Here is a 2,143-nt window from a genome sequence, read left to right as displayed (position 1 = left end):
GCCGGGGGCGCCGGGGGCGCCGACCACGGTGAGGGCAAGGGGCGGCCGGTGACGGTGGGCTGATCCGGCAACCCCCCGGGGCGGGCGGTGTGCGTGATGCTGGGAGCATGCGCGCCGCCCGCCTGATCCGTATGGCCCTGCTCATCCAGTCCGAGCCCGGACTGACCGCCGCCGCCCTCGCCCGCCGGCTGGAGGTCTCCGAGCGGACCGTCATCCGCGACGCCCAGGGCCTCCAGGAGGCCGGTGTCCCGGTCCGCTCGGAGCGTGGCCGGGTCGGCGGCTACTTCCTCGCCCCCGGCCACCGGACCCGGCTCACCACCCTCGGGCCGAGCGAGGCGGAGACGCTGTTCCTGTCGGGGCTGCCCTCGGCCCTCCAGGACCTCGGGCTGTCGGCCGCGGCGGACACCGCCCGGCTGAAGCTGACCGCGACCCTGCTCCCCTCCGTGCGCGCGGCCGCCGAGTCGTCCGTACGCCGCTTCCACCTCGACGCCCCCGCCTGGTTCCGCGAGCCGTCCACGCCGGAGGTGCTGCCCGAACTGGCCCGGGCCGTGTGGGCCGACCGGGCCGTCTCGCTGGCGTACGTCCGGCCGGGCCGTGACGGCGCCGGGCCCTCCTCGGTGTCGCGGACCGTGGAGCCGTACGGGCTGGTCCTGAAGGCCGGCACCTGGTATCTCGTGGCGCGGATCCCCGGCGAGGCGGAGGAACGGGGCCGGGGCGGGGGCTGGCGGACCTACCGCGTCGACCGGGTCACCGAGCTGGCCCCCGCCGGCGACGACGGCGAACGGTTCGTGCGCGACCCGGCCTTCGACCTCGCCGCGCACTGGCAGGAGCGCTCGGCCGCCTTCGCCCGTGCGCTGCTGCGCACCACCGTCACCGTCCGGCTCACCCGCCGGGGACTGGGCCGGCTGCCCTCCGTGGTGGACGCGGCCGCCGTCGAGGACGCGCTCGCCTCCGCGACCGCCCCGGACGCCGCCGGTCTGGTCACCGTGGAGCTGCCGGCGGAGTCGGAGGAGGTCGCCTTCGACCAGCTCGCCGGGCTCGGCGCGGACGCCGAGGTCCTGGCCCCGGCGGGGCTGCGCGCCCGTTTCCGGGAACGCGCCCTGGCCCTGGCCGCCCTGTACGGCGCCGGGGGCTGACCCCCGTCGGCCCTGCCGTTCCTCCGCAGGGTCGGCAGGGTCGGCGGGGTCGGCAGGGCCGGCAGGGCCGGCGGGGTCGGCGGGCAGCAGGGTCAGCGGTAGTCCTCGGCGCGGGCCTCCCGGCCGCCGTGGACGACCTCCTCGAAGTACGCCCAGGCGTCGGGCCGGCTGCCGTCCACGTCCCGTACCCCGTACGTCCGGGCGAGTTCGGCGCTGGAGGTGGACCGGCCGTTCCACCGCTCGGCACGGCCCGGGTCGGCGGCGAGCGCGGCGACCGCACGGGCCAGGTACCAGGGGGACTCGGCGATCGCGAAGCCCGGCTCCTGGGCGATCGCATCCCGCCAGTTCTCCTCGGCCACACCGAAGTGGGCGAGCATCTGCTCCGAGCGGAGGAAGCCCGGCGAGACCGCGACCGCCGTGCCGCCGTACTCCGCCAGTTCCTGGCCCAGTCCGAACGCGAGCCGGATCGGGGCGGTCTTCGCCAGGTCGTAGTACATGTTGTCGCGGTAGCGGCGGTTGGAGTGCGCGGTGCCGTCGGTGACCTCCACGTGCAGCGGGGCGTCGGAGCGGATCAGCAGCGGAAGCAGCAGCGCCGCCGTGATCACGTGCGAGCGCACGCCCAGCTCCAGGATCCGCAGGCCGTCGGCGAGCGGGGTCTGCCAGCTCTTCTTGCCGAAGACCGAGCCGACCAGGAGGTGTTCGCCGCCCCACAGGTCGTTGACCAGGATGTCGAGCCGCCCCTGCTCCCGGTCGATCCGCTCGACGAGGGCCCGTACCTGCTCCTCGTCGAGGTGGTCGGTGGGGACCGCGATGCCGGTCCCGCCGGCCGCGGCGACCAGCTCGGCCGTCTCCTCGATCGTCTCCGTGGGCCGGCCGACCTCGCTGGTGCGGGAGCGGGTGGTGCGCCCGGTGACGTAGACGGTCGCTCCGGCCCGGCCCAGCTCCACGGCCTGGGCCCGGCCGGCACCGCGGGTGGCGCCGGCCGGGCCCAGGCCGTGGAGCTGGGC

Annotated in this window: 2 protein-coding genes; one reads left to right on the top strand and one right to left on the bottom strand. The window is 76.7% G+C overall.

The window, feature by feature from the left end; translation table 11 throughout:
• The first annotated feature begins 107 nt into the window (after positions 1–107).
• On the top strand, positions 108–1,136 hold the full coding sequence (locus EF918_RS35060) for a YafY family protein (RefSeq protein WP_125652893.1): 1,029 nt from the start codon (positions 108–110) through the stop codon (positions 1,134–1,136).
• Positions 1,137–1,228: 92 nt separating this feature from the next.
• On the opposite strand, the gene EF918_RS35055 is transcribed toward EF918_RS35060, so the two are convergent.
• Positions 1,229–2,128 (bottom strand): SDR family oxidoreductase, encoded by a 900-nt coding sequence (locus EF918_RS35055; protein ID WP_125652894.1) that lies wholly within the window; start codon positions 2,126–2,128, stop codon positions 1,229–1,231.
• Positions 2,129–2,143 lie beyond the last annotated feature (15 nt).

Origin of the sequence: Streptomyces sp. WAC06614 (assembly GCF_003949795.1) — a bacterium.
GTDB lineage: Bacteria > Actinomycetota > Actinomycetes > Streptomycetales > Streptomycetaceae > Streptomyces.
This window is presented reverse-complemented; position numbering and strand designations above follow the sequence as displayed.

Coding starts and splice junctions, on each gene's coding strand:
- EF918_RS35060 (WP_125652893.1), top strand. CDS start 108: ATGCGCGCCGCCCGCCTGATCCGTATGGCCCTGCTCATCCAGTCCGAG.